The sequence below is a fragment of the Colwellia sp. F1 genome (assembly GCF_056238625.1).
Genome location: NZ_JBWDLI010000087.1, coordinates 1 through 2,360 on the forward strand (window position 1 = coordinate 1; position 2,360 = coordinate 2,360).

Annotated in this window: 3 protein-coding genes; all 3 read left to right on the top strand. The window is 46.5% G+C overall.

What is annotated here, in order from left to right; translation table 11 throughout:
* Positions 1 to 325 (top strand): CoA transferase (locus AC0UA9_RS17520; RefSeq protein ID WP_475662040.1); only part of this gene is annotated, 325 nt, incomplete at its 5' end.
* Positions 326 to 444: 119 nt separating this feature from the next.
* On the top strand, positions 445 to 1,176 hold the full coding sequence (gene nfsA, locus AC0UA9_RS17525) for an oxygen-insensitive NADPH nitroreductase (protein ID WP_475662044.1): 732 nt from the start codon (positions 445 to 447) through the stop codon (positions 1,174 to 1,176).
* Positions 1,177 to 1,549: 373 nt separating this feature from the next.
* On the top strand, positions 1,550 to 1,993 hold the full coding sequence (gene aroQ, locus AC0UA9_RS17530) for a type II 3-dehydroquinate dehydratase (protein WP_125752537.1): 444 nt from the start codon (positions 1,550 to 1,552) through the stop codon (positions 1,991 to 1,993).
* Positions 1,994 to 2,360: the final 367 nt, after the last annotated feature.

Below are 2,360 nucleotides of genomic sequence, written 5' to 3' on the forward strand. Positions count from 1 at the left end.
CTCAGAGCATTTTAAACGCGATACAGCGGAAGCGTGGGTAAAAAAAATCAGCAACGTCAGGGTGCCGGTCGGGTTAATTAACGATATTGCCGACGCACTAGCAGAGCCCCAGGTGGATGCCCGTGGCATGCTAGTCAATATCCCCCATTCTCTGAATCCTGACTTCAAGATGGTGGGTAGCCCAATTCATCTTTCCGACACGCCCGTAGAGTACAGAAGGCCAGCACCACTGCTGGGGCAAGATACTAACGATGTTCTCACCGAGTACCTTGGTCTTTCGCCAGAACAGTTATCGCAGCTGAAGAATGACGGTGTACTGGGGTAACCCAGGCTTCCAAGTTGCCGACTACAGTTTGGTGGGTGATCTTTGCGAGGTTCTGCCAGTGCTTTAGGGTAGGCTGTAATGTTGAACACCAATTAAACATTATTATATAGGCGTGCATAATGAACGACACGATTAAACTATTGAAATCTCATCGCTCAATTAGAGAGTTTGAAGAGCGAGAAATTCCGCCGGAGTTATTGATAGAACTGATTCGTACCGGGCAAGCAGCAGCAACCTCCAGCCATATACAGGCATATAGCATAATACATGTCACCGATAAGCATTTACGCGACCAGTTAGTCGAGCTGACAGGTGGGCAAAAATACGTAGCGAGCAGTAGTGATTTCCTAGTTTTTTGTGCCGATATGAAGCGTCCACTTGAAGCGGCGAGAAGCACAGGAGAAAACGTCGTTAGTGGTATGACCGAGCAGGTTTTGGTTGCTACGGTAGCCGCTTCACTGGTAGCACAAAACATCGCGATTGCGGCGGAGTCTGAAGGGCTAGGAATTTGCTACATAGGAGGTATACGCAATAATCCACAAGCCGTGAGCGAACTACTAAGTTTGCCACACCATGTATACCCTGTCTTTGGTATGTGTATTGGTTATCCTGCACAAGATCCGGATATTAAGCCGCGGTTACCCGTTGAAGCTATCGTTAAAAAGAACAGATACAGTGATGATTCAGAACATGTGAATGCTTTTAATCTCACCATGCATCACTATTACCAGACCCGCAAAGGAGGAAATAAAGTTTCAGACTGGTCGCAGAGTTTAGCCCCACTTTTTAATCAAAAGCTACGTTCGCATATGCAAGAGTTTCTTATTGATAAAGGTTTTGAGATGAAGTGAGGAATAGTTTTCAGATCTAATAGACCAGCTATCGTCTCTCTTTTGGGTGGACGACTGATTGGTATAAATTTATATCCAGCTGTTTATGATGAGCCGTCTAGCTGAAGTGTTTGCTACAGGCGGCTTGCTTGGCTGGTTTAACGGATGCTCGCTGTTACGAAGCCGCGCTCATCAGGTTTTAGCCTTTTCCTTCCATCAGTGCCCCCTCGTTGAAATAACCTTACTAGCACATAGCCAATATAGTATGTTGTTCAAATAGCGCTTAATTGAGCGATTTTTAGACATTATGAAGACAGATTCAGCACTCAACGGCACGTTATTAAAGGCATAGCGACTGCCGGCAATGACGTAATGCGACGAAAGGAGATAAGCAGTGGGACAACCAAAAGTAACGGTCCTGCACGGACCTAATTTAAATCTTTTAGGCGTTCGCCAACCAGGCATTTACGGCTATGAGACGCTAGATGATGTTAATAACACTTTGACTGAAATTGCTGAGAAGCAGGGCTGGGATATAAGCTGTTTTCAAAGTAATCACGAGGGCGAATTAATTGATGCCATCCATGCGGCGCGTCTTGATGGCACGCTGGCTATTATCATCAACCCGGCAGCCTATACCCATACGTCTGTCGCTATCCTGGATGCGCTTAATGCCTTTGAAGGTAAGGTCATTGAGGTGCATATCTCAAACGTTCATAAACGCGAAAGCTTTCGTCATCACTCCTATGTCTCGAAGCGGGCAGATGGGGTCATTGCGGGGCTTGGGACAGAGGGTTACCAGGCTGCTTTAAACGCCGTCATAAAATCCTGCGTTTAAACGATACGCGAAGCCGTACGAAGGCAAAAAGCAGTACAAGGACTTTAAAGATACCTTCTCCTTAAGTAAATGACGGTATTTATCCTGGCAATGATGCCGCCAAAGGTGTCGCGCGCAAAGGCATTTACCCAGACGCATTACTGAATGTGTATGCTCCGCCGTTAGCGCGTGGGCACTGTAAATAGACAGTGTGCTGCTAGGAATGGCTCATGTCACTTATGAAGCGCTGCGTGATGCCTGTGATCCAGCGCTATACCTTGGTAGTAGCTTACGCCAAGTAGTGCGTGTGGCTGCTTGGCTGAAAGGCGAGTAATTAACTGAAATTATAGAGTTTTTACCGATGCATACAAAAGGGGAGGCTTAGCCT